The organism is Enterococcus sp. 3H8_DIV0648, assembly GCF_002140655.1.
Taxonomy (GTDB): Bacteria; Bacillota; Bacilli; order Lactobacillales; family Enterococcaceae; genus Enterococcus_A; species Enterococcus_A hulanensis.
On the sequence record NZ_NGLG01000001.1, the window covers coordinates 912363 to 937698 of the forward strand.

General features: G+C 40.0%; 28 protein-coding genes and 1 other annotated feature. Of the genes, 25 read left to right on the forward strand and 3 right to left on the reverse strand.

The annotated features are described in order from the left end of the window. Positions 1-244 precede the first annotated feature (244 nt). The 12 genes from A5875_RS04225 (at position 245) to A5875_RS23550 (ending at position 10770) form a co-directional block, all read left to right on the forward strand. Positions 245-910: a response regulator transcription factor gene (locus A5875_RS04225; protein WP_088932449.1), complete on the forward strand. Its 666-nt coding sequence runs from the start codon at positions 245-247 to the stop codon at positions 908-910. A 15-nt stretch (positions 911-925) separates the two neighbouring features. Beyond that, a complete protein-coding gene (locus A5875_RS04230) occupies positions 926-1939 on the forward strand; it encodes a sensor histidine kinase (protein WP_207114082.1) in 1014 nt (337 codons plus the stop codon). A gap of 106 nt (positions 1940-2045) precedes the next feature. Further along, positions 2046-2810 (forward strand): ABC transporter ATP-binding protein, encoded by a 765-nt coding sequence (locus A5875_RS04235; RefSeq protein WP_088932450.1) that lies wholly within the window; start codon positions 2046-2048, stop codon positions 2808-2810. Continuing rightward, positions 2803-4836, forward strand: a complete 2034-nt coding sequence (locus A5875_RS04240; protein WP_088932451.1) for an ABC transporter permease — start codon at positions 2803-2805, stop codon at positions 4834-4836. The genes A5875_RS04235 and A5875_RS04240 overlap by 8 nt, the downstream gene beginning before the upstream one ends. 155 nt (positions 4837-4991) lie before the next feature. After that, the gene (locus tag A5875_RS04245; protein WP_088932452.1) at positions 4992-5510 is read left to right on the forward strand and encodes a MarR family winged helix-turn-helix transcriptional regulator; all 519 of its coding nucleotides are present in this window, start codon (positions 4992-4994) and stop codon (positions 5508-5510) included. Beyond that, positions 5500-6006 (forward strand): flavodoxin domain-containing protein, encoded by a 507-nt coding sequence (locus A5875_RS04250; protein ID WP_088932453.1) that lies wholly within the window; start codon positions 5500-5502, stop codon positions 6004-6006. The genes A5875_RS04245 and A5875_RS04250 overlap by 11 nt, the downstream gene beginning before the upstream one ends. A 24-nt stretch (positions 6007-6030) precedes the next feature. Next, a complete protein-coding gene (locus A5875_RS04255) occupies positions 6031-6414 on the forward strand; it encodes an FMN-binding protein (RefSeq protein WP_176244615.1) in 384 nt (127 codons plus the stop codon). 345 nt (positions 6415-6759) lie between these two features. Beyond that, positions 6760-8109, forward strand: coding sequence for an MATE family efflux transporter (locus tag A5875_RS04260; RefSeq protein WP_088932454.1), 1350 nt, complete (start codon positions 6760-6762; stop codon positions 8107-8109). A gap of 192 nt (positions 8110-8301) precedes the next feature. Next, positions 8302-8533: a binding site (T-box leader), on the forward strand. A 73-nt stretch (positions 8534-8606) separates the two neighbouring features. Then, positions 8607-9422: a MetQ/NlpA family ABC transporter substrate-binding protein gene (locus A5875_RS04265; RefSeq protein WP_088932455.1), complete on the forward strand. Its 816-nt coding sequence runs from the start codon at positions 8607-8609 to the stop codon at positions 9420-9422. 20 nt (positions 9423-9442) lie between these two features. Further along, the gene (gene msrA, locus A5875_RS04270) at positions 9443-9949 is read left to right on the forward strand and encodes a peptide-methionine (S)-S-oxide reductase MsrA (RefSeq protein ID WP_088932456.1); all 507 of its coding nucleotides are present in this window, start codon (positions 9443-9445) and stop codon (positions 9947-9949) included. 116 nt (positions 9950-10065) lie between these two features. Next, positions 10066-10479: an SRPBCC family protein gene (locus tag A5875_RS04275; protein WP_088932457.1), complete on the forward strand. Its 414-nt coding sequence runs from the start codon at positions 10066-10068 to the stop codon at positions 10477-10479. A gap of 123 nt (positions 10480-10602) precedes the next feature. After that, complete coding sequence (locus tag A5875_RS23550; RefSeq protein WP_176244616.1) at positions 10603-10770, forward strand: hypothetical protein; 168 nt, start codon at positions 10603-10605, stop codon at positions 10768-10770. Positions 10771-10821: 51 nt separating this feature from the next. Here A5875_RS23550 and A5875_RS04280 read toward each other — a convergent pair whose 3' ends face one another. After that, entirely contained in the window at positions 10822-11493 is a 672-nt protein-coding gene (locus A5875_RS04280; RefSeq protein ID WP_088932458.1) for a Crp/Fnr family transcriptional regulator, read from the reverse strand. Positions 11494-11889: 396 nt separating this feature from the next. Here A5875_RS04280 and A5875_RS04285 point away from each other — a divergent pair, with 396 nt between their 5' ends. The 4 genes from A5875_RS04285 (at position 11890) to nox (ending at position 16227) form a co-directional block, all read left to right on the forward strand. Continuing rightward, positions 11890-12603 carry a LytR/AlgR family response regulator transcription factor gene (locus A5875_RS04285; RefSeq protein WP_088932459.1) on the forward strand — a complete coding sequence of 238 codons (714 nt, stop codon included), beginning with the start codon at positions 11890-11892 and terminating at the stop codon, positions 12601-12603. Further along, a complete protein-coding gene (locus tag A5875_RS04290) occupies positions 12600-13928 on the forward strand; it encodes a sensor histidine kinase (protein ID WP_088932460.1) in 1329 nt (442 codons plus the stop codon). The genes A5875_RS04285 and A5875_RS04290 overlap by 4 nt, the downstream gene beginning before the upstream one ends. Positions 13929-14023: 95 nt before the next feature. Next, entirely contained in the window at positions 14024-14791 is a 768-nt protein-coding gene (locus A5875_RS04295; protein ID WP_088932461.1) for a hypothetical protein, read from the forward strand. Between the two features lie 104 nt (positions 14792-14895). Beyond that, positions 14896-16227: a H2O-forming NADH oxidase gene (nox, locus tag A5875_RS04300; RefSeq protein ID WP_088934632.1), complete on the forward strand. Its 1332-nt coding sequence runs from the start codon at positions 14896-14898 to the stop codon at positions 16225-16227. A gap of 336 nt (positions 16228-16563) precedes the next feature. Here nox and A5875_RS04305 read toward each other — a convergent pair whose 3' ends face one another. After that, positions 16564-17103, reverse strand: coding sequence for a GNAT family N-acetyltransferase (locus tag A5875_RS04305; protein ID WP_088932462.1), 540 nt, complete (start codon positions 17101-17103; stop codon positions 16564-16566). A gap of 269 nt (positions 17104-17372) precedes the next feature. Between A5875_RS04305 and A5875_RS04310 the strand changes: the two genes are divergently transcribed. Beyond that, positions 17373-17861 carry a TIR domain-containing protein gene (locus A5875_RS04310; RefSeq protein ID WP_088932463.1) on the forward strand — a complete coding sequence of 163 codons (489 nt, stop codon included), beginning with the start codon at positions 17373-17375 and terminating at the stop codon, positions 17859-17861. A 168-nt stretch (positions 17862-18029) separates the two neighbouring features. Here the strand turns inward: A5875_RS04310 and A5875_RS04315 are convergent, their stop codons facing one another. Further along, on the reverse strand, positions 18030-18410 hold the full coding sequence (locus A5875_RS04315; protein WP_088932464.1) for a PH domain-containing protein: 381 nt from the start codon (positions 18408-18410) through the stop codon (positions 18030-18032). A gap of 478 nt (positions 18411-18888) precedes the next feature. Between A5875_RS04315 and A5875_RS04320 the strand changes: the two genes are divergently transcribed. The 8 genes from A5875_RS04320 to A5875_RS04355 are packed head-to-tail and all read left to right on the forward strand — an operon-like array spanning position 18889 to position 25276. After that, positions 18889-19920 (forward strand): sulfurtransferase, encoded by a 1032-nt coding sequence (locus tag A5875_RS04320; protein ID WP_088932465.1) that lies wholly within the window; start codon positions 18889-18891, stop codon positions 19918-19920. Then, positions 19920-20291, forward strand: a complete 372-nt coding sequence (locus A5875_RS04325; RefSeq protein ID WP_088932466.1) for a hypothetical protein — start codon at positions 19920-19922, stop codon at positions 20289-20291. The genes A5875_RS04320 and A5875_RS04325 overlap by 1 nt, the downstream gene beginning before the upstream one ends. Positions 20292-20299: 8 nt before the next feature. Continuing rightward, the gene (locus tag A5875_RS04330) at positions 20300-20659 is read left to right on the forward strand and encodes a 4Fe-4S dicluster domain-containing protein (protein WP_088932467.1); all 360 of its coding nucleotides are present in this window, start codon (positions 20300-20302) and stop codon (positions 20657-20659) included. Further along, the gene (locus A5875_RS04335) at positions 20656-21411 is read left to right on the forward strand and encodes a (Fe-S)-binding protein (RefSeq protein ID WP_088932468.1); all 756 of its coding nucleotides are present in this window, start codon (positions 20656-20658) and stop codon (positions 21409-21411) included. The genes A5875_RS04330 and A5875_RS04335 overlap by 4 nt, the downstream gene beginning before the upstream one ends. 9 nt (positions 21412-21420) lie before the next feature. Continuing rightward, positions 21421-22659 (forward strand): ABC transporter substrate-binding protein, encoded by a 1239-nt coding sequence (locus A5875_RS04340; RefSeq protein ID WP_088932469.1) that lies wholly within the window; start codon positions 21421-21423, stop codon positions 22657-22659. Continuing rightward, positions 22652-23506 carry an ABC transporter permease gene (locus tag A5875_RS04345; protein ID WP_088932470.1) on the forward strand — a complete coding sequence of 285 codons (855 nt, stop codon included), beginning with the start codon at positions 22652-22654 and terminating at the stop codon, positions 23504-23506. The genes A5875_RS04340 and A5875_RS04345 overlap by 8 nt, the downstream gene beginning before the upstream one ends. Next, complete coding sequence (locus A5875_RS04350; RefSeq protein WP_088932471.1) at positions 23503-24297, forward strand: ABC transporter permease; 795 nt, start codon at positions 23503-23505, stop codon at positions 24295-24297. Before A5875_RS04345 ends, A5875_RS04350 begins: the two co-directional genes overlap by 4 nt. Next, the gene (locus tag A5875_RS04355) at positions 24281-25276 is read left to right on the forward strand and encodes an ABC transporter ATP-binding protein (protein WP_088932472.1); all 996 of its coding nucleotides are present in this window, start codon (positions 24281-24283) and stop codon (positions 25274-25276) included. The genes A5875_RS04350 and A5875_RS04355 overlap by 17 nt, the downstream gene beginning before the upstream one ends. The last annotated feature ends 60 nt before the right edge of the window (positions 25277-25336 follow it).

Sequence of the window (25336 nt, forward strand, 5' to 3'; positions counted from 1 at the left end):
TAAACATTCTCTTGGGATAAGGTTGATCCTACAGAGAAGAAAACGTTTTTATATGAGTTTATTATACACGTTTTAAGAGTGAATTTAAATTATAAATCGTAAAAAAATCAAATAATCAGCAATAAAAGCATGAAACGCTCTTTTTATGGCTGCTTTCAATACTGCTAACTAAAAAAATTCTCTTTTATTAAGAGCCAGAAATGATAAGATTGAAGGATGGAAGCAACGTTCGGAGGTCACTGAGATGAACATAATGATTATTGAAGACGAAGCGAAAATAAGATCAGAGCTTGCGATTTTATTGAAAAACGCGCTATATGACGTTTCACTGGTGGAAGATTTTTCAGCGGTGGAGAAGCAAGTAAAGCAGGCGAATCCTGATTTGATCTTAATGGATATTCATTTGCCGGGGCGCGATGGCAATGAGCTGTGCGGAGCGATTCGTCAGTCGCTGGATGTGCCGATTATTTTTTTGACGAGTGAGACTGATGTCATGAGTGAGACTAACAGTATGCTGATGGGGGGCGATGACTACATCACAAAACCTTACCATCCTTCTGTGCTGCTGGCTCGAATCTCGGCAGTGTTGAAACGCAGCGGCCATTCAAAGGCGGATGCGACATTGCTAAAGTACAAAGGGGTCAGTTTGGATACGCGCGCCTATAAGGTCAGCACCGATAATCAGGCAGTGGAGCTGTCAAAGAATGAATTCAAATTGCTGCATTATCTGTTTTTGCATCAGAGTGAAGTCGTTTCCCGCTTAGACTTGATCGAATACCTTTGGGACAACGATGTATTTATCGATGATAATAGTTTGAGTGTCACGGTGAATCGCATTAGAGGCCGTTTAGCGGAAATTGGTGTGACTGATTTCATCGAGACTAAACGCGGCGTCGGCTATAAAATTTAGAAAACGGAGAAAGCTATGAACTTTGCAGATTATTTAATAGACAAGAGCTTATTGATTCTCTTGAATGTCAGCGGCATGCTTTTTTTAGGTATGTATTTAATCGTCATCGGCAACAATTTTGCGGCGATAAGTATTTTAGGACTTTTTTGGCTGGGAATACTCAGCTTATGGCTGCTGCTTGATTATCGGCGCAGAAGAAAATATTTTTCTGCGATTTTTGACCTGCTGGCTGATTTAGAAAAGCCTTACTTGATCCAGGAATTTATGGGAAAGAGCTGGAAGCTGGAAGACAAACTCTACCAGCAGATCTTGCGGCTTTCGAATAAGTCGGTGATTGAAAAAATCCAGACGTTAGAGGATCAGCAAAAGGAGTATCGCGAATTTATCGAAGGCTGGATTCATGAGGTGAAGCTGCCGATCACCGGCATGCGGCTGGTTGCCTATAATGAGAGCAATGAGCTGAAACGCAAGTCAGAGCTCTACTTGACTGAAATGGATGAATTGGTAGATAAGGCATTATTTTATGCCCGCTCTGACCAAGTCTACAAAGATTATGCCATCAAGGAAACCGATCTAAAAACGATCGTCAAAGAAACGATTAATAAGTACAGATATATTTTGATCGAAAATCAGATCAAGGTGACGGTGGTGACTGAATCAGCCTTTGTCCAAACCGACGGCAAATGGATTGAATTTATTTTGAGTCAGATCGTCGCCAATGCGATTAAGTACAAAAAGCCGGGAGCCGGTGAGATCACCTTTTCTGTTCAGAAAGTAAAAGACGGGATAAAGCTATCAGTCAGAGATAACGGGATTGGTGTCCCGTCGGATGAATTGAAGCAAATTTTTGAAAAGGGCTATACCGGAACCAACGGCCGTTCTCGCGAGAAGACCACCGGGATTGGTTTGTACTTGTGCAAGAAGCTTTGTAAGAAATTAGACCTGACGATCGGGGCAGCCTCAGTGGAAAAAGACTACACCGAAATTTATTTGGTTTTTCCAGTAAATAGTTATCTTTCAAAACTGTAATGTTTCAGTCACTTAAGACCATACAACAATTAGTCGCAAGTCTATAAACTATTCTTAATAGCTAGTTCACTTTAAAAATAGCTTGATGGATAGGAGAGAAAAAAATATGCAGCCACTCATTCAAATCGAAAAAATAGAAAAATATTATGGAAGCAAAGGCAATATTACAAAAGCCTTGGATCAAGTTGATTTTGAAATCGAAGCCGGAGAGTTTACCGGGATCATGGGAGCCTCGGGATCAGGCAAAAGTACCTTATTGAATGTGCTTTCGACTATTGATACCGTAACTTCCGGTCATGTTTATTTTGATGGCACGGATATCAGTACGTTAAATGAAGATCAAGTCGCGGAATTTCGCAAGAAAAATATCGGCTTTGTTTTTCAAGACTTTAACCTGTTAGATACCTTGACGATTGAAGAAAACATTACGTTAGCGATGAGTCTGCAGGAGCATTCGAAGAAAAAAATCGTGGAGCATGTCGATCAATTACTGAAGCAGCTGGGGATTGAAGAAATCCGAAATAAATTTCCTTATGAAGTATCGGGCGGTCAAAAGCAGCGGTGTGCCTGTGCGCGGGCAATTGCGAATCAACCCATGGTGATTATGGCGGATGAACCGACTGGGGCTTTGGATTCAAAATCCGCTCAAACACTGTTAGAAACCTTCGTGACAATGAATGAGAAATTGAATTCAACGATTTTAATGGTGACCCACGATGCCTTTTCCGCCAGCTATTGCAAGCGCATCTTGTTTCTAAAGGACGGACAGATTTTTCATGAACTGATTCGCGGAGATCGTTCCCGCCGTGATTTTTTAAACAGTATTTTAGATGTCTTGTCGGTCTTTGGCGGAGGTGGGGGCAATGTTTAAGACCCTGATCACTCGCAACGCCAAACGCTCCTTCAAGGATTATCTGATCTACGTCGTTACAATGACGATTATCTCAACGTTGATGGTTTCGTTTCACGGCATGATTTTTTCGAAGGATCTGCGCTCGCTTTTTTCAGAAATGACGGTCTTTACAGTCTTGATTGGAATGGCCTCTTTCTTTATCATCGGGATCGTTATTTGGCTAGTGAAATATATGGTCAATTTCATGATGGAAAAGCGCAGTAAAGAATTCGGGACGTATCTATTATTAGGAATGAAGAAGAAGCAGATTATCCGACTTTTTCGCAGAGAAAATTATCTGTTAGGTCTGATTTCCGCGATCTTGGGTATTCTTCCCGGCTTCTTGTTTCAATTATTGTTTGTGAATATTTTCTATACTGTTTTGGAAGCTGATTATCGGATTTCCCCCGACTTTAACGGCTATGCAATTCTGTTAAGCTTTGGGGTATTGGCGATCGCCTATTTCTTTGCTTTACGTACGATTAAGCGAAAAATGAAGAAAATGACGATTCGCGATTTTATTCTGCTGGATCAGCAAAATGAAAAAATCATTCATGAGCGAAATTCACGAAAGGGGATCTTCCTTTTTCTAGCGGTCGTCTACATCCTTTTCTTCAATTACTTGATACTGACTTCAAGCTTGACGCTTTATACTGGCATAATTTGCTCCTTGATCTTGGTTCTTTCGATTTATCTTTTGTATTATGGACTATCGGCTTTTTTTATTCGTTTTATTCAGCGGAAAAGCCCAATTATCTATAAAAAGGAAACGATCTTTATTTTGCGCCAGCTATCCTCGAAAATCAAAACGATGCGCTTTACAATGGGAACCTTGACCGTGCTTTTCACGGGCGCCTTGCTTAGCTGGATGGTCGTGATGATGTTTGCCGATTTTCAGCGAACTCAGGTGAAACAAGATTTGCCCTTTGACGTCGCTCTATTCAGCCCGAATGTCAACGACTCATTTAATGAGCAGCTGACAACGATTGCTAGCGACGCAAAAGTAAAAGAATCCTTCCAATATTCTATCTATCAGAATAAGACAACTGTAATAAATGATTATCTTTACGATCATGTCGACAGTACCTATAAAGGAAAGAAAATTAAAAAAAGATGGACAGACAGTACCTATTTTGGCTATGACACTTACATGCGCCTAAGCGACTACAACCATTTACGAAAAATGCTGGGCTATGATCAAGCATCGTTAAAAAAGGAGCAGTACATTCTGCATGGAAAAGAAAGACTAGCGAAGCAATGGAAAAACATTGGCAAAGAATTAAAGCTTTCGGCTGCGGATCAGACGTTGAAGCTGCGGAAAGTAAATATGGAATCCTTCGCGCAAGGCGGACTAAACGGTGCCGATTATTTAATCGTGGTACCCGACGAAACAGCGAAGCAGCTAAAGCCTTACTTTCGCTTATTAGTTGCTGATTTAGCAACTACAGGATCAATGGATCTGCAGGAAAAACTGGAAAAACAAGATCAAAGCTATGTGACAAATGATAAGCTGGGAGATCTATATACAATGGCCTATGGTCATGGCAGCAATCAAATTGTGACGACCTCCGGATCGGTGATGGTCAAAGATTACTTAGTGAAGCAAGCCAGCTTTGGAGTGGTCTCCATCTGCTTTATGATGGCTTATCTAGGAATTGTGTTCCTTTGTGCGGCGCTGACGATTTTAGCCGTCCAGCAATTAAGCGATGCTAACAAACATCGAATAAGATATCAGATTCTGCAGCAATTAGGCTTGAGCAAGCTGGAAATGGAAAAGGTCGTTTTGAAGCAGCTCGGACTTTACTATCTTTGCCCATTAAGTGTTTCCGTCATTTTAAGTTTTTCCATCGGACTTTTTGCTGGTGAGCGCTTTGTGTATTATACCGGCGTGCCGGCGAGTCCAGTGAAATTTTATGGGATTGCCTTACTGGTATTTTCCGTCATTTACTTGGCTTATTTTTTAGTAACCTATATCGGCTTTACTAGAAATCTGGAAAAGGGCTGATAGTATCAAATAGTCTGATTGAGTTGATCACAACGATCAATTCAATCAGGCTTTTTTGATGTTTAAAATAAGACTTTAGGCCGATAGTCTCCAGAATCAACATCGAGTAAAATATAAGTAACAAGTTACCCATTTGGTTAAAAAGGAGGAATAAGGTGAATATTGAAAGTTTAACGGAGCAGTTTAAAGCAGGACGTGATAAGCAGCAGCGGGCGATTTTCGCCAGCTTGTTTATCCTCGGCAACCGCCTGCAAACCTCCTTTGATAAAGTCGATCCACTGATTACCATAAAGCAGTTTATGGTGATGATTATGATCAAACAGGCGCCGGAAAGAGTATTGGATTTGACTAGCTGCGGCGAGCTGTTGGGCTGTTCAAGGCAAAATATTAAAAAATTAGCCGTAGCCTTGGAAAAGCAGGAACTAATTACTATTTCTCGCAATCATAAGGACAAGCGGCGAACCGATCTGTTGCTGACTGCCAAAGGCGAAGACTATTTCCAGTCAGTGGCACAATTACATGAAAAAGCGTTGAACGCAATTTTCGAGGAATATTCCGATGAAGAATTGGAACTGTTCTTTCAGATTTTTATGAAACTATATGCTGGTGCAGAAAAATTAGAAGCCATGGAAGATCAGGCAGTTCGAACAAGGAGGAACCAAGATGGTCAATAGTGTAATTTATGCAACGAAAAAGGGCAGTGCGGAAGTTTACGCTAAGGCATTTGCTCAAAGGAAGAATTATCCGATTTATGAGCATAAGCAAGTTTCATCGGAAGAGCTAATTGACGCCGAAAAAATTTATTATTTTGCTAGTGTTTATGCCGGCAGTCTGCTAGGAATAGAAGAGCTGAAAAAGAAGGTCCCAGAAAATAGTCAGCTCACGATCCTTCCGGTTGGTTTGAGTTCAATGAATGACCATGAGAAATTGACGGAAATTCGTGAGGGAATCGTCAAAGTATTTCCGCAGGCGAAAATTATTCACCTGAGAGGAAGGCTAAACAAAGAACAGCTGAAGCTGCCGGAAAAATTGATCATAAAAATGATCAGTAAAAGCAGCAGGAAAAAAGCAGAGCAGGAAAAACTGGATATTGAAAAGGCAATCGAGCAAGTAGACACTACCGGCAGCGTGGATTATCTTGATTTGGCAGAACTAGTAAACATTGATTAATTTAAAAAAGGAGTGGGAGCAGCTATGGGAAAACGAGTGATCATTATTTTACTCATCTTAGTCGTCGTCATTATTTGTGTGAAATTCGGGGCAGCTTTTTTAACAAAACGTACATTACAGAAGGAAACGATCAATCAAGTAAATATTTCTAAAAAGAGTGATGGTGAGTATGAAGGCTATTATCAAATCAAACCAGTTTCAGCAAAAGTCAATGTGCATGTTGCAGATGGCAAAATTACGACGATTGATATCAAGGAGCATATGACCGGTTTAGGAAAAAATGGCGAGAAGATCGTCAATAAGATTATCGATAAGCAAAGCTTGGCGGTGGATGCTGTAAGCGGGGCGACTCAGAGCAGTGTTACGATCATCAAAGCGGTCGAGGATGCTTTGTCAAAGGATAATTAGGATTTCCTCCATGTATTGATTTTAGCGATTTTGCTCGATATAATTAACTTATCAAAGAGGAAAGTAGTCGATTGATATGTTCTATATCATTTATAATAAAGTATGCATTGAGATTCGCTCCGCACAATTGAATGTACTCAAACATTGTTCGGAGCCTAATCGTTATAAATCATCAGTCCTATCGTTTTAATCAGAAATTAGATGATTTCTGGCTTATTCGGTATGCCTGATCGTTTTCGAGGCCATTGACGATGTTTATTGTCGATGGTCTTTTTTTGCATATTTTACGCGTAAAAGGAAGGTTTGTGAGAACAATTTCTTTTACCGAGATAAAGGAATGCGAACATGAAAAAAATAAATGATCTAACTACAGGAAGTGTAACCAAGCAGCTGATCTATTTTGCGATCCCGCTGTTTTTAGCGAATCTGCTTCAATCACTTTATAATATCGCCGACATGCTGTTAGTCGGAAGAATCGTTGGAAGTACCGGAGTGGCAGCCATCAGCAATGCCTCATCGATCGTTTTTATTATCAACGCTATTTGCATGGGCGTCGCTACTGGTGGGACGGTGCTAATCGCACAATACCGCGGAGCAAAAAATCAGCTGGCGCAAAAACAGACGGTGGGCACGATTTACGCACTAACGACCGTCATCGCCATAGTGATCACTATCGTCGGGATTTTAATGTACAAAAACATCCTCACTTGGATGAATGTGCCTAAAGAAGCGTACCAAGATGCCTGCGAATATATGCGGGTGATCTTTATAGGAACGATTTTCGTCTTTGGCTATAATGCAACTTGTTCCATTTTACGAGGTTTTGGCGATTCTAAAAGTCCCTTGTACTTCGTAATGATCGCGGCCGTCATCAATGTTTTCTTAGATTATTTGTTAGTAGGATCTTTGGGAATGGGTACGGTCGGGGCGGCATACGCAACGATTATCGCTCAAGCTGTTTCTTTTGGAATTTCGGTCATCTATTTAAAAAGACACAATGCGATTTTTGCTTTCCAATTGTCCAGCTTCAAAGTTGACGGCATTACTCTACTAAAAATTCTAAAAGTCAGTCTTCCCACAGCGATCCAAATGACGGTGGTAAATGTTTCCTATTTAATGATTGCGATGATGATTAATGAATACGGGGTCATCGCTGCTGCGGCGGCTGGGATCGGATTAAAAATTAACACATTCGCAGGTATGCCATGCTGGGCGATCGGCCAAGCCGTGACCACAATGGTCGGTCAAAGTATGGGCGCCAAGCTGATTGAAAGAACGAAAAAAATTGCTAAGACCGGTTTGATTGGAAGTCTGCTTGTATCGCTTGCGGCCGTCATTTTTATTCAACTGTGTGCGGAGCCGTTGATTCAGTTATTTGATCCATCGAATAAAGCCGTTTTAGCAGCCGGAGTAAGCTATTTGAGAATTTGCTGCTGCTGGAATAGTTTGTTTTATGCAGCGATGTACAATTTTGACTCCTTTGCAGTCGGCGTAGGCTTTGCGAATCTAGGAATGGTAAATGCACTTTTAGATGCCATGATCATTCGCTTGCCGCTGTGCTGGTTATTAGCAGCTTCACTGAAAATTGGCGTAGAAGGGATCTATTGGGCACAAGCATTATCGCCGATCATCCCCGCCTGCATCGGTCTGATTTACTTCTATAGTAAACGTTGGCAGAGTCGAACAATAATTTAAAAAAAGGTGCCTTTTCTATTAATCAGAAAAGGCACCTTTTTCATTATAAATAGTATTTAAACAAATCCGGCAGGTCGACACGGACGAGTTCTTCTGAGGTTAAAATCAAAAACAAATAAGCGTAAGGAGTTTTCTTTTGATAATTTTTTGTTGCAAAACAGTTTTGTTTATATTAGAATTGACCCAATCAATAATGAGACATTGAAGAGAAGAGTAATTGATCGTGAAACGATTAAAGAGACCCTCGGCAGGTGAAAAGAGGGATCGTGGAAAATCAATGAAGATGAGCTCTGAGTCTTCAGCTTGTTCACGCAAGCTGGACGGGAAGCGACCGTTATATCGCCGGATATGTTTGTATCGTTGAGGTATTATTTGTGAGAATAATACGAATAAGGGTGGTAACGCGAAAATATTCGTCCCTTTATTTATCAGTAAGCTGGTAGATAAAGGGATGGATATTTTTTTTATTTGTCAAAAAGAATTGGGAGAGTGTTTGTATGAAAAAATTCAGTTTCGTAATTTTAGTTTTAAGTTGCTTTTTATTACTATCAGCTTGTACTTCAAGTGAGGCTGAGAAAACAGATAAGGTAAAAATTGGCGCCTCGCCAACGCCCCATGCGGAGATTTTGGAGCATATCAAGCCTGAGCTGAAGAAAAAAGGAATTGACTTGGAAATTGTAAAGTTCGATGACTATGTTTTGCCGAATAAGGCTTTAGAAAATGGAGATATTGATGCCAATTATTTTTCAACCGTTCCGTATTTTAACCTGCAAAAGAAAGAGAACGGCTATAAATTTTCAAATATTGGAGCAATCCATCTGGAACCGATGGGGATTTACTCGCACAAGATAAAAAAAGTCAGTGAAATTCCAAATGGAGCAAAAGTGATCGTTTCAAATGTACCTTCTGAATGGGGACGTGTGCTGAATATTTTTGTCAAAAATAAGTTGATAAAAATCAAATCCGGCATAGCAATCGATAAGGCAAACTTCGATGACATTACCGAAAATCCTAAGAATTTAGTTTTTGAGCATAGTGTCGATCCAACGCTGTTGACTTCAGCTTATGAAAACAATGAAGGCGATCTGGTAGCGATTAACTCTAACTTTGCTTACGAAAAAGGACTGAATCCAGTAAAAGACTCGTTGATGATCGAACAAAACGATTCTCCTTATGTCAATATTGTCGCGGTGAAATCGAGTGATAAAAATAATGAGGACCTCAAAAAAATCGTTGAAGTCCTGCATGAACCTAAAGTCCAAAAATGGATCGAGAAAAAATGGGGCGGCTCGATCGTTCCAGTGAATGAATAAAAAAGGATAGGTGAAAAAGAATGGAACGAGCAATATTTGCAGGCGGATGTTTTTGGTGCATGGTCAAACCGTTTGACAGTCTGCCCGGAATCGAATCAGTGATTTCTGGTTACACAGGAGGAGCCAAAGCAAAGCCTACTTATTTAGAAGTGAAAAGCGGAACAACAGGACATACAGAAGCCGTTGAAATAATTTTTGATCCGGCTTTGATTTCCTTTAAGGAATTAGTTGAGATTTATTGGCAGCAAACCGATCCGACAGATGCCTTCGGTCAATTTGAAGATCGCGGCAGCAGCTATCGCCCGGTCATCTATTATTTCGATGAGCAGCAAAGAAAGATCGCCGAAGAAAGTCGTTCGGCACTGCAAAATAGCGGCCGATTTGATCAACCGATCGTAACGCAAATCGAACCGGCTGCTGCTTTTTATCCAGCTGAGGCCGAGCATCAAGATTATTATCAAAGAAATCCCGAGAACTATAAAAAGAATGCAGAAAGAAGAAAGAAATTTATTGGTGAGTTTTGGTAATCGCAAGCGTTAAAAATCAAATTGACTGACCCCGATAAAACCTCGCAGAAAGTGTCTAAGTATCGAGAGGTTTTTGATTATCATGCGATTTATAATGATAAAAAGGGGGCTATATGATGACGACAACGAAAATCGAAGCGGTTTTTGATGAGAATATTGACAGGGTTTGGGAGGTAGTCACGTCATTATCAACTAGCGAGTGGCGAAGTGATCTCAGCTCGATCGAAGTAAGTGATGATCAAAAAAGTTTTATTGAGTATACTAAACAGGGTTATCCCACAAAGTTTACGATTACTGCGTTTGATTCGCCGCAGTTTTATGCGTTCACAATGGAGAATGATAATATATCCGGCAAATGGACCGGTGAATTTCAAAAGCTAGCCGCTCGCAAAACAAAAATTATTTTTACGGAGGATGTCACTGCGAAAAAAATCTATATGAAGCCCTTTGTAAAGAGCTATCTAAAGAAACAACAGCAAACCTATGTCCATGATTTAGCCGCTTATTTGGCAAAAAATTCTCACGCTTAGAAATCAAAAAAGCAAGCGGGATTGTGTTTCAGAAAAATTTCAAAAATTTTTTCTCAAATGTGACATATGTCCTAATGGTTATTCCGATAAAGCAATAGAATACAGATATAGGAGGTGCTTACTATGATGATCCTTATCTTATTCATTCTTTGCATTATCGGTTTAACCGCATTTAAACAATGGAAAAAATACCAATCAAAATTGATTTATTGGGAACGTATCAATGAGCTGGAAGAACAACGTAAAAATCAAATTTTGCGCAGAGCGCTTATAAATCAACAGCTAAAATAAATAGCCATCCGCTTCTCTAGTACAGAGGGAGTCGGACGGCTTCTTTTTTTATTAATAATTTATTTTAAAATATTCTGCCTCTGAGGATCGTTCCTTTAACTGTTTTTCATCTATAATTTTGAACTTTCTTTTTTCCCTTTGCAAAATGCCGTCATCGCACAATTTATTCAGCAGCCGCAGCAAATGACGATAGCTGATGCCAATAGTGGCAGCGACATCGGTCAAATTATCAAAGAAGTAATTTTTGTAGGCTCCTTGAAGGATATAGGTACTGAGCCGCTGTTCGCCAGAATATAGTGCATTGGAAGTGTAATTGTGAGAGCTGTTGATCAGATTCTCTGAAAGCCCCTTGGCCAACGTAGTCATGAAGGTTAGATTTTTAAAAATCGAATCGTGGTCATCATGAAAAGGCACAACGATTACCTCAAAAGGAGAAAGAGTGATTACCGAAGCAGTCGCATAACTTGTATTAGACATTAGTTCAACGTCGCCAATCAACCCACTCGAAAGATAGTAGGCTAACACCAAGTCTTTTCCACTTGGAGCACTGGTGCAGACCTTGGCTTTGCCAGAAACAACGATCATGATGTACTTATATTCCACGCCTTGCGAAAAAACTGTCTCGCCCGAATTGTAATGGCGAACTTCGCAAGTAGCTTGATGATCCAAGAGTCCGTATTTATCTAGTAATTCCAAATGGTGCTTTTCTAAATTTCCTGTCATATGGTTCACCTCACTTTTCGCAACCGTTTTTCAATTCATAAGTATTTTACTATGAATGGACTTTCGCTGCCGAGAATTCGATCACTTAGAAGTAATTATATTATTATAGTAGAGAATAATTTAACCCAGCCTTTATTGATGAATATCACCGATGAAATATCCGCGGAACAAACATCCGTACTTTTCACAAAAGCAGGCAATCAGGTTGATCCGGTATTTTATTAAGTAACCTTGACCATGATCTGCAATTCCTTTATTGTGAGTTAGTAGCGGTCCTTTTTTACCCAGTATACTAAGTAAATGCAGCCAGATTAAATTAGTAAAAAAAAGACCCAGCAATATTTGTGCCGACTAATCGGAAGAAACTATTAAACGAATTACTACGTGGAGGAATTTATGATACGAATTGCTTTGTGCGACGACGACCGGTCGATTGCCCAGCATGTGGAAGCAAGTATACAGACACTCGGGATTCTCGATTGTAGCTTGGATGTCTTTTATGATGGAAAGAAACTGATTGATTATATAAGTGCTAATCAGACGCAGTACAATATCTACTTAATGGATATCGAGATGCCTGAACTAAACGGCATTGAAGCAGCGACGATTATTCGTCGGCATGACCAGAATGCTTTAATACTGTTTATAACGGATCATCAAGAATTCGTTTATGATGTTTTTGAGGTACTGCCTTTTCGATTCCTGCGCAAGCCGGTAAAAGCTGCGGAGCTCAATCGTTCATTATCTGCGGCTGTTCAGCATATCAATACTTCAGGTCAGCTGTTTTTCTATAATGTAGGTCATGAAAAGCACCAGCTTCTTTATAGAGATATCTTGTTTTTTGAAAGCAGCGGGCGCAAAGTAACGATCCATAGTATTTCTGGAGAAACAGAGATTTATGGAAAGATTGCGAAAATTGCCGAAATAGTTGATAAAAATATATTCGCTCAAACACATGTCTCTTTTCTCGTGAACTTAGAGTACGTACGTTCAATCAGACAGGCAGAGGTGATTCTTTCTGATGGGGCGATCCTGCCGATCAGCAAGAGATATCAACGTGAAATCAAAGAGCGGCATCTGTTGTTTATGGAAAGGCGGTGTGGTGAATGAGCGCTTATGAAATTGTTGTGATCGGTCTTTTTATACCGATTAACTTCTATTTAGTTACTCGACTATTTAATCATGTTTTCATTAAGAGGCAAGAAGTCCGAGGGATGCGTGTGAAAAGATGGATCTTGTGTCTCGGTGTTTTAGCCATGCTTATTTTGCTTGGCTTTCGCCCGCTGCCCTATGTTACCGTTTTAGTCAGTATGATTTTGTTGTCCGGCTATGAAAAGGATCGTCAGAGAATGGCCTTAGTTGGGCTGGTAATGTTTTCCATCAGTGTATACTGGATGCTGCTCTTTGATTTGATAACCCGAGTCTTGCCACAGCCAGTCTTTGAAGGACCCATTCTTTCTTTCCTATATGTTGGATTTTTATGGCTGATTTATTATATCGGTTTAGCAGTCTTGTATGAATTATTGCGTTACACTACTTCGCGGCAGACTCAGCAGCTCCCAAAGAATATGTGGTTCATGCTGCTGCTGATTCCAACGATTTGCTTGGTTTCTTATGTATGCTGCTACTATGCTGTGATTTTGCAATCACAAAAAATCTGGAGTGCAATGGTCATCCCGCTTTCATTCGCTATGTTGTTTATCAACAGTATTTTACTCATGCTTTATGATTCTCTGGCAACCATGGTGAAGGCAACCAGGGAGAAAGCTCTGCTGGATCAACAGCTGCAAATGCAAAATGAATACTATACGCGATTGCATACAGCTCAAAAGCGAATCGCTGCCGTGAACCACGATATGAAAAATCATTTGCGGACAGCTTCTCAACTAGCTTCGACGACTGCCGATAGCGGCGAATTAGTAGCTTATTTGGACTCGGTAGCTCAACGACTTGGCAAAATTAACACAGTGATTTCTACTGGTAATCCAGGACTAGATTCAATTTTAAATATAAAAATTGCTGAATTAGCGTCAGAAAAAATTCCGACAGATATTCAAACCCATATTCCGCCAAGCCTTCAGTTAAATTTTGAACAAGCTGTTGTAATTTTTGGCAATCTCTTGGATAACGCGAAGGAAGCTTGTCTTGCACTGGAATCTGAACAGCGATTTGTTAATATTCGACTTTCTTATGCTAATGAGATGCTGTTTATTCAGCTTGAGAACAGCTCATTACCGATTGAGAAATGGCAAGATGGTTTGCCTTGTTCCACCAAAGAAGATTCGCTAGTCCATGGTTTAGGGCTGAAAAACGTACAAAAGATAGTTGAAGAAAACGGCTCGATGCTGGTGAAAGCTGAAGGCGGCAAATTTGTTATAACGATTACACTTTATCTTCAATTACCCAAAAATGACAATTACTCTACCCAAAAATGACAAGTAATCAGGATTCCTCACGAACTGCGCTATGATAATTTCATAAGTTGAAAGGAAAAATTCAACAAATTAAAATGCAGCAGGAGGAAATGGAAATGAAAAAAGTGGTAAAGGTATTGTTGGGAATTGTTATTGGGCTTGGAGTAGTATTTGCACTGGAATTAGTGGGAAATGTTGTTTTTACTAAATACGCATTAAATCATGAAACGGCAGCCGATTTTGAAGAAAGGCTTCCCAAAAAGGCCTCAATGATTGAAAGCATCAGTCATTCGATAGAGGAGACCGCAAAGGAGATCCGCGAACAATATGAAGATTATGACGATAACGTTCCTATGGGTGTTATCTGGGAAAACTCGTTAGATCGTACAGTTAATCAAAAGGTTGAAAGCTTGACTAATTTGAGTTTCGAGGCGCACTCTGAATCGAAGCCTAAGCAGAGTGAGGACTCAGAACTGAAGCGAGATCTATCTCAAGATGCTTGGGAAACCTGTAACAGTACATTGAATCGCGAGTTGCTAAATGGTTCTAAGAAACAGCGCATTGAGATTGTCTCTGCTAAAGACGGCAGTGTTTTAAAAAACTTAGCAACGACTTCTGAAATTTCGAAACTTTTTTCTGATATTAAAACAGATGATTGGGAATTGATTTTTAACGCACCGATAGCTAAGCAGGCAAAATATGAATATGTCATTTATCAGGAATTAAATTTACCATCAGGCAAGAAGATGAAGGAGGTAGGACGCTATCTTACTTATGCTGATCAAGACTATGTTGTATTCAAACAAACATTCATGTCTTTAGGCTCTCCTGATCTGTACTTGAAGGTTTCAAAAGATACAAAATCTTTATTAAATAAGATTTGAGCTTCAACGATCGTTCTTTAAAATCCTTTTTTGAATAAATGGATAGTAGTGTTGAAAAAGATTCCCAACGAAATTTCAATCATGTCTCTTATACACATCTAGATGTGTATAAGAGACAGATTGTAGGTACAAACCATGCTGGTATCGCTGCAGCAAACACGCTCTTAGACAACTTCGAGGATCAAGAGGTAGTGATGATTGATCGCAACAATAATCTCAGCTATCTAGGCTGCGGAACTGCCTTGTGGGTAGGAAGACAGATCGATTCTTATGAAAATCTCTTCTATACTAAGCGCGAAGATTTTGAAGCTAAGGGTGCAAAAATATCTATGGAAACAACCGTTGATCGAATCGATTATGATAAAAAAGAGGTTCACTGCATCGATAAGAATGGCGAAGCTTTCGTTGAATCCTATGATAAATTGATTTTAGCAACTGGCTCGGTTCCGATCTCTCCAAAAGTTCCAGGGCGCGACTTAAAAAATATTCACTTCCTGAAACGATTCCAAGATGGACAGGCCGTTGACCAGCTTCTAAGCACAGAGGGAATTAATAAGGTTGCGGTAATCGGTGCTGGCTATATTGGCGTGGAAATCGCCGAAGCAGCTAAGCGTCGCGGTAAAGACGTCCTGCTGTTCGATGCAATGGAACGTTCCTTACCAAGCTACTATGATAAATGGTTTACCGATGATATGGATGCTATTTTGCAGGAACATGAGATTGAGCTGCACTTCGGTGAATTGGCGCTGGAATATAAGGGAGCCGACAAAGTTGAATCGATCGTGACTGATAAGGGTGAATACGGTGTTGATTTAGTCATCAATGCAATCGGGTTCTTGCCGAACAATGAATTAGGTAAAGAGTATTTAGAGTTATTCAAGAACGGTGCTTATCTAGTGGATCGTCATCAACAAACAAGCGATCCAGATGTCTATGCTGTCGGTGACTGCGCAACGATCTATTCAAATGCGCTGCAGGATACGACCTATATCGCGTTGGCTACCAATGCAGTCCGTTCGGGTATTGTTGCTGGCTATAATGTTGGCGGAGTGGGCTTAGAATCGACGGGTGTACAAGGCTCAAATGGTATTTCGATTTTTGGTCTCCACATGGTTTCGACTGGTTTATCAGTGGAAGCTGCTGCGAAAAATGGTATCAAGGTCAAGTATACGGACTTTGAGGACCTGCAGCGTCCGGGCTTTATGAAAGAAAATGCGACTGTAAAAATCAGAATCGTTTATGAAGAAGATTCTCGTCGAGTAGTTGGTGCCCAATTATCATCGACAGAAGATATTTCTGCTGTAATCCACATGTTCTCATTAGCAATCGAAGAACAAGTGACGATCGATAAATTAAAATTGTTAGATATCTTCTTCCTGCCGCACTTTAACCAGCCGTATAATTATATTACGATGGCTGCTTTAGGGGCTGAATAAAATAAAAAACGGAGCTGCTGCATTTTTTGCAATAGCTCCTTTTTTTTAACATTATATAAAATTATCACATGAATAAATCGCTTTGTAGCGGGTATATCCATGTCTGGCTTCACGAACTAGCTTTTCTACACAACGGTGTGACCCAGCCAGTTGCTGCTAAATTAGCATTAAGCAGAACTAGCATATCGGCAATAAGCAAAAATATTTCGAAATTTGAAAAGCAATTTAGAAATATTTTGGTCTTATTGCTGTGAGACACAGCGATCGTTTTTTGGAGCTGATGTGGAACAGTACCTACTTGGTGCTCAAAAGCTGAGCGAGTTCGCGAAGCCTTTCTTATTTGCCAGTATTTATAATATCTAAAATTTTTTGATAGTTTTGATCCTGAAAGATTTGATAATGTAATTTCTCATACAGCTTAACAGCATGATGACTCCAAGTTTGGGTGCTTAAATAAAGATCTTGGTCAGGATAGTAATCATGAAGTAATTGGGTGACACGAATCGCCAGTGCTTTTGCCAATCCTTTTCGTTGCTCTTCAGGTATAACGCCTAACCAGTGAAGCCGGGGATACCCGTCTTCTGTCCACCATGCAGTAAAGGTGCCAACTTTTTGACCTTGAGGGTTTTCAATAAAGAGCATCCTTCTTTTCAATTCTTCCTGAAATGGCGCGAAAGAATTTTTGAAATAGTCAGCCGCATCTTTTTCTGTCTCGAATTCTAAGACAGCTGTTTCGATGCGACACCAATCTTTTTCATCTCCCGATTGATAAAAAACCATGCGATAGCCATCAGGTAATTGAATTTCCGGCAGCGCAGGAGCGTTAGACGGACGGAACATCGTAAATGGAATAAAAGGAACTGATTTATCCAACATAACAAAACCTCCAATTTTTCTCTTATCAAAAGCGTATCACGGCAGAAATACAAAAGCCAGCTAGTATTTGCTATTTCAGCAAAACGCTTGTTCTCCATAAAACATCTATTATAAAGAAAATGGAGCCAATGCTCGCGATAGGTATTATATAATGAATAGAGAAATCGGAATTCAGACTTATTCGGGATTGTCAAGAAGTTTCTGTAAGTAATTGAGGATGGAAATGTATTGTAGTTTTTGAGTAATGAAAAAGTTTGGGAGGTAGTTTTATGTCAAAAAGAGTTTTTTTTAGTTTTTACTATGAGAATGATTTATCAAGGGCGCTGGTTGTTAAAAATAATTGGGCTTTAAAGGAAAATGAAGAGTCTGGTTTTATCAATAAGGCCGAATTTGAACGGATCAAACGTGATGGTGAAGATAGTATCAGGCGATGGATCGATAAGCAGTTAGCCGGAACCTCTGTGACAGTCGTATTGATTGGAAGCGAAACACTGGATTCAAAGTATGTTCAATATGAAATCGAGCAGAGCTACGAACGAGGCAATGCGATCATGGCTTTGAAAATCGGCAAAGTCAAAAATCTTAGCCAGAAAACATCGATCAGCCAATCAGTAGTGAAAATCGTTGGAAAGAGAAAAAATGGCGAACTTCTTTGGTTTGATGAGATCATAGATGGGGAATATGATTACATCAAAAATGATGGCTACAATAATCTTGAAAAGTGGATCGAAAATCTTGCTAAGGTGAAAGAACAGTAAATAAATTTTCCGGTTTTCTATTTGGATTTCTGTGAAGTGCTCGCTGATTATTTAAAGGAGATTATGAGGGAGAATGAAAAGAATAAAGGGGATAAACAAAATAGCGTTTTTGGGAGAGAAGAAAAGGACAAGAATTTGAACAGAAAGTTCAAATCTTGTCCTTTTCAATTATTTTGATAAAGCTAACGCCAAGGCTTTTTGCACAGCCACTATATTCTTATCTTTTCTAAATTGAATCGTTTCTGCCGGCAGCTCAGCGCTGGAAATCCAAATCTTCAGTTCCGCATCCAAATCAAAATGTCCGCTGGTCTCTACTGAAAAACGTGAAATGGAGCGATAAGGGATTGATTTGTACTCGACCTTTTTGCCAGTCACCCCTTGTTTATCAACCAAGATCAAACGAAAATCAGTAAAGACAATCAAATCCCGGACCAATTTAAAAGCTAGAGAAACTGATTCTCCCGCTATTAACACTTCAGCCAATTTCTTTTCAACCGCCTCGTTATTATGCTGACTGGCGTTTCCCATCAATCCATCAAAAATACTCATAAACAACCCTCTTCCTTTTTATTCACTAAACTAATTTTAGCCGATTGCTTTTAAAAAGACCACTGCTAATCAACTTCAAGTAAATTGAGTTCAAACCAAAGTCAAACTTTCACAATAATTATTTTTGTTCTTTTTAACTAAAATGCCCTTGCTTATCGAAGGGGCTTTCGTTATACTCGGAAGGGAAAAGAGCCCGGTTTAAAAATTGGGAGGTTGGAGGTGTTCTCATGCTTAAAAACTATCAACGGTGACTGTGAAATCAATCATTACTTAGAGTTTCTAAGCCAGCAGAACAACTGACTTTCCTCCGCTCAACTTTTTTTGCGACCAGCTAAAAGGGCTATTAGGTGTGTAAAAAAATAGTTTCAGGGAGGAAACATACTTATTAAGTATGTTTTTTTGTTGTGCACAAAAAGTGGTCTTTGATACTGCTGAAAACGTTTCAAGTGAAAAATCAAACTTTTAAAGGAGCAAGAAGATGAAAAAAGTGTTTGCAGTAATCAGCTGTCTACTATTAACAGCATTAGTTGTCTATTCAAAAACCGAAGAGGTCCATGCGGCAGATAAATCCAACAAGGTTCAACGTTTAGTGAAAAGCAAAGATATCAAAGAGGATGATTTCTTTGTAAATGCTAAATGGTTGAATAAGAAACTGAAGGATGACGATGAAACAGTCGTGATCGAGGCATCATATGGCGAAGGAAAAGACTACAGAAAAGCACATATTCCAGGTGCGCTTCATATCGATACAATGGAAATCGAAACGGAAGAAAACAATTGGAATATTTTAGACGCGGAAACCTGTAAAAAAGTTTTCTTAAAACGCGGAGTGACTAAATCAACTCCTCTAGTTGTGTATTCTAGTGATATCAACGCGGCAGCTCGCGTGGCTTTTGTAGCTTACTGGCTGGGTGTCGATGATGTGAAGATTTTAGACGGCGGCTTGAAGGCTTGGGAAAAAGCCGATTATAAAGTAAGCGGTGATCTTGAAGCAGGACCAATAGCGAAAGATTTTGGTACAGAGGTTCCTGCACGTCCAGAAATTTTAATTTCAACATCAGCCGATTTATTGGCGGCAAAAGAAAAAAATCCTGACTTGGTATTGGCAAGTATCCGTTCTTGGAAAGAATTTACAGGTAAAACCAGCGGCTATGATTACATTGAGAATGCTGGTGAACCAGAAGGCGCGGTTTACGCAAAATCAAGTAAAACAAGTGCTGACGTGGCTCAACTGATGAATAACGATGGCACTGTCAAAGAACCAACTAAGATTTTTGCGGCTTGGAAAAAATGGGGGATCACACCAGATAAAGAAGTTGCGTTTTATTGCGGAACCGGCTGGCGTGCGGCAACTGCCTTCTTTATTACAAAACAAGAGGGCTGGAAAGATGTTAAACTGTTTGATGGCGGCTGGTATGATTGGGACAAAGCGCATCAAAAAGACCCAAGCAAATACCCTGTGCAAGTTGGCGATCCAAGAGATGAAGATAAAGTGAAGATCTTAAACTAATGAAAATGCTTCGATATTTTCTGCACCTAGTACAATTGGGCTTGATTTATGCAGTGTATCTAGTAGATGATCTTTACAAAAATCACTTAGGCTTTATGCGAAATGTCTCATTTTATTCCCATAAGGTTGAGGCTAACACGTTCGGCAGCAAGTTGTATTTGCTGCCGGTCTTGTTAGTGGTAATCGCGCTTTTATTATTATTAAAAAAACGCAGTGTTGAAAACGTTATTCTGCTTTTAATTGGACTTGCCTTTCTAATTTGGCAGTTAGCCTTCACGTTACAAACGGCACCGATCTACTATTTAGTAAGTGGTATTTTGTTTATCGGATTTCTACTGCAATTAATCATTGTTTTATTAAAAAGGAGCTAATCAGTCTGATGGATTACTCGGAAAGAACAATTGAAATGGCACGACTGATCGCCGAAAACTGTACGAGCTGCAAACGCTGCATGAAGGACTGTCTCTTTTTGCAGCAGTATTGTGAAGATCCCCAGAAACTATTTCAACAATTTTTGGAGGAAGGTCTGGAACCAATCATTCCATACTCGTGCATGCTGTGCGGTCGCTGTACCGTAGTGTGCCCGCTGCAATTAAAATTAGATGAAGCATTTCTAGCGATGCGTCAGGATTTGGTCAAAGATGGACTGCCTTTAAAACAGTTAAAAAGTGTTGAGATGCATCAGAAGCTTTCTACGAGTAAGCTATTTACAGCGGTGAATCGAGGGGATGCAAAATGAAATATGGTTTTATGGCAGGTTGTTCGCTGAGCTCAAGCAATCCGCAGCAAGTTGGACAAATTATCGAATACCTGAAAAAGTATTATCCCGATTTAGCGGTTATTCAAGGCTGCTGCGGTAAACCAACGCGTATGATCGGTCAAGAACAACTGTTTCAAGAGCGCTTCAGTAAATTGACTGAGCAAGTCCAGCAAGCAGAGATCGACGAATTGATCGTGGCTTGCCAAGGCTGTATTAAGACGATGACGATTCAAAATCAGTTTCCTACTTCTTCTTTGTGGGTAAGAATGGCAGAATTGGGCTTGCCGCAAGAACTAATCGGCAAAGCCAAAGACAGCGATGTGGTTTTCTCTGTTCAAGATTCCTGCCCAACAAAAGAAATCACGGAGATTCATCAAGCGGTTCGTTACATATTGGATCAGCTAGGCTATCAAGTTGCCAAAAACCGTTTATCGGGGAAAAATACCCTATGCTGCGGCATGGGGGGGATGTGCGGTGTTTCTAACCCGGCGTTAGCAAAGGATTTTGCTGAAAAACGCGTGGATGATTTCAAGACAGATCACATCGTGACTTATTGTGCCAGCTGCACCTCGGCGATGATTCTAGGTGGTGGTCAGGCCTGGCATTTATTAGATTTAATATTTGGCGAGGTCATACATAAGGATGATACAAGCCCGGCACACCCATTAGACAATCCATTACGAGCATGGAAAAATCGTTATCAATCAAAAAAAATCGTAACAAAAGCATAGGAGAAACGAATGAAAAAATGGCTAATTAGTTTGTTGACAGTTGGAATGCTTTTTTCTTTGGCTGCCTGCAAGACCAACGAAACAAAAGAAGCAAAAACAGAGGACTCAATCACCAGCTTTTCTGATGCTGTTAAAAAAAGTAAAGGGGACACGGTGACCTTTTATGGCTTTGGCGGAAGTGAAAAGGCGAATGCTTGGGTAGATGAAGTTGTTACTCCAGCAATGAAGGAAAAATATGACATTACAGTCAAACGTGTGCCGATGGATATCGATCAAATTTTAAATAAATTGACGACTGAAAAAGAAGCGGGCACGAAAGAAGGCGACATCGATGTGATTTGGATCAATGGTGAAAACTTCTACACCGCTAAGCAAGCAAAGCTCCTTTACGGCCCAATAACTAAAAAGGTAGAAAGCTTCGAGAAATTGATGGATGTGGATGGTCATAATTCGAAGTATGACTTCGGCGTGAAGATCGATGGTTACGAAGTTCCTTACGGCAGTGCCCAATTAGTTTTTGCTGGCGATAAAGAGAAATTTCAAAATGGTTTTCCTACAAGTACGCAGGCTTTGTTGGAGTATGCTAAAGCCAATCCCGGGAAAATTACTTATACTGCACCGCCTGAATTTACCGGCAGCGCCTTTGTACGCAATATTATCTGTGACATTGTAGGCTATGATAAGGTGGAAGCAGCTAAAGCAAATAAAGAAGAATTGTATAAAGTCATCAAACCAGGCTTGGACTATTTGAATGAGATCAAACCATATTTATGGCAAGAGGGAAAAACATACCCGACAACCACTGCTGAGCTAGATCAAATGTTTGCGGCTGGTCAAATCGATATGAGCTACAGCTATTCGCAAATGCATGTCGCGGAAAAACGCAGCGACAATGAATTCAAGTCCACTACTGAATCCTTCTTATTTGATAAAGGAACGATCGCGAATCAAAGCTACTTGGCAATTACTGATACTTCAAAGGTTAAAGCTGGTGCGTTAGTTTTGATCAATGAAATGACTAGCGAGTCTGCTCAATTGAAAAAAGCCGAAGCAAAGTACGGCTACAGCATTCCGCCATTTGATTCCGAAAAATTATCAGAAGAAACCAATCAAAAATTAACGGATCTCTATAAGAATCAAGGCGTGCTTTCAATGGAAGAAATGCAGGAAAAACAAATTCCTGAAGTTCAAGCAGAAAAGATCCCAATGATTGAAGCATTATGGAAAGAGCATGTTTTACATGAATAAAAAAAGAGTATTAGTTATCCCTTTTCTATTATTAAACGGCGCTGTGATTTTAGCAGCGCTGTTTAAAGGGATACAAATCAGTTTAGGCTATTATCCGCTGATCGGATTAAATAAAATCAGCTTAACGAATTATCAGCAGGTCTTAAATGATCCTTTTTTTCAAAAGTCGCTAGGTTACAGCTGCTACTTAGCACTGACCGCGACTTTTTTGTCATTGCTGTTGGGACTTTTGTTAGCTTTCCTTCTATTAAAAGTAAAAAATCCTTGGCTGCATAAAATTATCAGCTTGCCGATTTCTTTGCCTCACATTATTGTCGCCTTAATGATGATGCAAATGATTGGACAGACAGGAATCATTTCACGGCTTTTTTTTCAGTTAGGATGGATTCAAGAGGTCGGTCAATTTCCATTAATGATTCATGATAGCGGCGGCGTTGGAATCATTTTGGTGTTTCTATATAAAGAGATTCCTTATGTGGCAATAACTACTTTAGCAATTTTGCAGCAGCTGCAGTTAGGATACATAGAAGTAGCTAGAAATTTAGGTGCTTCATCTGCTCGGATTTTTTTCTCAGTGATTTTGCCGATGATCCAAAAAACACTATTCACTCTGTTCATCATTTTATTCTGCTTTACCTTTGCTTCCTTCGAAGTTCCTTATTTATTAGGAAATCCAGGCAATCAAACAGTCGCACTGACTGCCTACGATCTGTTTACTCAAGCCGACTTAAACACTCGTCCGCAGGCGTTTGCTTTAAATCTTGTGATGTCTGGGATTTGTTTAGTAGTCGCGGCGGTTGCCTTGGTAATTAGTCGTATCTTGCCGGGAGGGAGAAAAACATCATGAAACGCTCGTCTAAACGCCGCTACTTTTTATTACTATTTGCCGCGATACTCGTGATCCTGCCGCTGCTGCTTTTATTCTTGTGGTCAGTGAGTGCAAAATGGATGTATCCGGCTGTGCTTCCTCAAGTATTTGCAGGAAGCGTGTATCAACAAATGCTCAATGAACCAAATTTTTGGCCAGCCGTGCTTAACAGTTTGCTGATTGCCTTTGCTGTAACGATAGTCACAATAATCATAGCATTGCCAGCAGCTAGATATTTCGCTTTTCAAAAGAGGCTTTCTCATCGCTTGGTCGAGATTATGATTTACTTGCCGTTGATTTTACCGGCAATTGCTATTATTACTTCAAGTCAGGTTTTATTTTTACAGTTGCGTTTGACTGGTACTTTTTTGGGGATTATTTTGATTCATACATATCTATGTTTGCCTTATGCAATGCAAATTTTATTAGAGAGCTATCGGAACTTAGGTGAAGGCTACAGCCTGACTGCTCAAACCTTAGGTGCAGATTCGTGGTCGACTTTTTGGCAGATCACTTGGCCGTTGTTGCGTCCGGGAATCACTACGTCTGCAATGTTAGTCTTTATTGTGTCTTGCAGCCAATATTTACCAACGTTCTTTATCGGCGGCGGTAAGATTGTTACCTTGCCGTTATTATTACTTCCTTATGCGAATAACGGCCGTTTCGGTTTGGCCTCATCATACAGTTTGATCTTTTTAGGCTGTACAATGCTTGGAGTATTTATCTTGAAATTAATGATTGGAGGAATACAGCGTGGGACTAAACATTAATGATCTTCAATTATTTTATGGAAAAAACAAAATACTTCAGGACCTGACGTTTACTGTAGAAGAAGGCGAGATCGTGGCGCTCTTTGGGCCGTCTGGTGTTGGAAAAACGAGCCTGTTAAAAATGATCGCGGGAATTCAGTCGGTTGATAAGGGGACGATTCGTTTTACGAACGGTTTCTCTCAAGCAAGCACGGTTTTAGTTTTTCAGGATTTTTGGCTCTTTCCTCACATGACTGTGGTTGAAAATATTGCCTTTGGATTGAAGGCACGTAAATTTCCTAAAGCAATCATTACTGAGAAGACCAATAAAATTCTTGAAGTGTTTGACTTAATCGGACTTGAGAAGCATTTTCCTGATCAATTATCTGGAGGACAGAAACAGCGAGTGGCACTGGCTCGGGCGGTTGTTTTAGAGCCTAAGCTGTTGTTACTCGACGAACCGTTTGCCAATTTGGACAGTCATTTAAAAAATTCGATGCGGGAGTATCTGCGGCGGTTACAAAAGGAATACAGCTTTAGCGTCATTCTTGTGACACATGATCGTGATGAAGCTTTCCAATTGGCCGACCGCATGATTATTTTATTAGATGGCAGAATTCAGCAGATTGGCGCACCGCAGGAAATATATATTTATCCGGCCAATCAAAAGGTGGCTGAAACAATCGGAGAGAGTAATTTCATTCCAGGAATGATTCACGACAATATTTTTATAATTGGCGATATTGAAATGATCGTGGAAAATCCTAATCAGCTTCAAGGAGAGGTACTGCTTTTCATACCTTATGGTGCAGATGCCGAAATCAGCGAGACCGGTCTGCCTGCCCAGGTTTTGAGTAATGAGTGGTCGCCTAATGGTCAACGAACTCAGGTGAAAATCGGTGAGACAAACTGTACGTTCACAAACTTATCACAGAAAATTATTGATGAAGAACAAATTTTTCTGAAGTTCAATGAGAATTTGCAGGTGATGCCGCGATGATATCGATTATTATTCCTGTATTAAATGAAGAAAAAAATATTAATCGCTTGCTGGAGCAAT

What these genes read in the sequence shown, in the direction of transcription:
- A5875_RS04340 (WP_088932469.1), top strand. Translation starts at nt 21,421, where the DNA reads ATGAAAAAATGGCTAATTAGTTTGTTGACAGTTGGAATGCTTTTTTCT.
- A5875_RS04305 (WP_088932462.1), bottom strand. Translation starts at nt 17,103, where the DNA reads ATGTTGGATAAATCAGTTCCTTTTATTCCATTTACGATGTTCCGTCCG.
- A5875_RS04345 (WP_088932470.1), top strand. Translation starts at nt 22,652, where the DNA reads ATGAATAAAAAAAGAGTATTAGTTATCCCTTTTCTATTATTAAACGGC.
- A5875_RS04320 (WP_088932465.1), top strand. Translation starts at nt 18,889, where the DNA reads ATGAAAAAAGTGTTTGCAGTAATCAGCTGTCTACTATTAACAGCATTA.
- A5875_RS23550 (WP_176244616.1), top strand. Translation starts at nt 10,603, where the DNA reads ATGATGATCCTTATCTTATTCATTCTTTGCATTATCGGTTTAACCGCA.
- A5875_RS04285 (WP_088932459.1), top strand. Translation starts at nt 11,890, where the DNA reads ATGATACGAATTGCTTTGTGCGACGACGACCGGTCGATTGCCCAGCAT.
- A5875_RS04230 (WP_207114082.1), top strand. Translation starts at nt 926, where the DNA reads ATGAACTTTGCAGATTATTTAATAGACAAGAGCTTATTGATTCTCTTG.
- A5875_RS04295 (WP_088932461.1), top strand. Translation starts at nt 14,024, where the DNA reads ATGAAAAAAGTGGTAAAGGTATTGTTGGGAATTGTTATTGGGCTTGGA.
- A5875_RS04260 (WP_088932454.1), top strand. Translation starts at nt 6,760, where the DNA reads ATGAAAAAAATAAATGATCTAACTACAGGAAGTGTAACCAAGCAGCTG.
- A5875_RS04310 (WP_088932463.1), top strand. Translation starts at nt 17,373, where the DNA reads ATGTCAAAAAGAGTTTTTTTTAGTTTTTACTATGAGAATGATTTATCA.
- A5875_RS04350 (WP_088932471.1), top strand. Translation starts at nt 23,503, where the DNA reads ATGAAACGCTCGTCTAAACGCCGCTACTTTTTATTACTATTTGCCGCG.
- A5875_RS04280 (WP_088932458.1), bottom strand. Translation starts at nt 11,493, where the DNA reads ATGACAGGAAATTTAGAAAAGCACCATTTGGAATTACTAGATAAATAC.
- A5875_RS04335 (WP_088932468.1), top strand. Translation starts at nt 20,656, where the DNA reads ATGAAATATGGTTTTATGGCAGGTTGTTCGCTGAGCTCAAGCAATCCG.
- msrA (WP_088932456.1), top strand. Translation starts at nt 9,443, where the DNA reads ATGGAACGAGCAATATTTGCAGGCGGATGTTTTTGGTGCATGGTCAAA.
- A5875_RS04250 (WP_088932453.1), top strand. Translation starts at nt 5,500, where the DNA reads ATGGTCAATAGTGTAATTTATGCAACGAAAAAGGGCAGTGCGGAAGTT.
- A5875_RS04325 (WP_088932466.1), top strand. Translation starts at nt 19,920, where the DNA reads ATGAAAATGCTTCGATATTTTCTGCACCTAGTACAATTGGGCTTGATT.
- A5875_RS04255 (WP_176244615.1), top strand. Translation starts at nt 6,031, where the DNA reads ATGGGAAAACGAGTGATCATTATTTTACTCATCTTAGTCGTCGTCATT.
- A5875_RS04235 (WP_088932450.1), top strand. Translation starts at nt 2,046, where the DNA reads ATGCAGCCACTCATTCAAATCGAAAAAATAGAAAAATATTATGGAAGC.
- A5875_RS04225 (WP_088932449.1), top strand. Translation starts at nt 245, where the DNA reads ATGAACATAATGATTATTGAAGACGAAGCGAAAATAAGATCAGAGCTT.
- A5875_RS04240 (WP_088932451.1), top strand. Translation starts at nt 2,803, where the DNA reads ATGTTTAAGACCCTGATCACTCGCAACGCCAAACGCTCCTTCAAGGAT.
- A5875_RS04315 (WP_088932464.1), bottom strand. Translation starts at nt 18,410, where the DNA reads ATGAGTATTTTTGATGGATTGATGGGAAACGCCAGTCAGCATAATAAC.
- A5875_RS04265 (WP_088932455.1), top strand. Translation starts at nt 8,607, where the DNA reads ATGAAAAAATTCAGTTTCGTAATTTTAGTTTTAAGTTGCTTTTTATTA.
- A5875_RS04330 (WP_088932467.1), top strand. Translation starts at nt 20,300, where the DNA reads ATGGATTACTCGGAAAGAACAATTGAAATGGCACGACTGATCGCCGAA.
- A5875_RS04275 (WP_088932457.1), top strand. Translation starts at nt 10,066, where the DNA reads ATGACGACAACGAAAATCGAAGCGGTTTTTGATGAGAATATTGACAGG.
- A5875_RS04290 (WP_088932460.1), top strand. Translation starts at nt 12,600, where the DNA reads ATGAGCGCTTATGAAATTGTTGTGATCGGTCTTTTTATACCGATTAAC.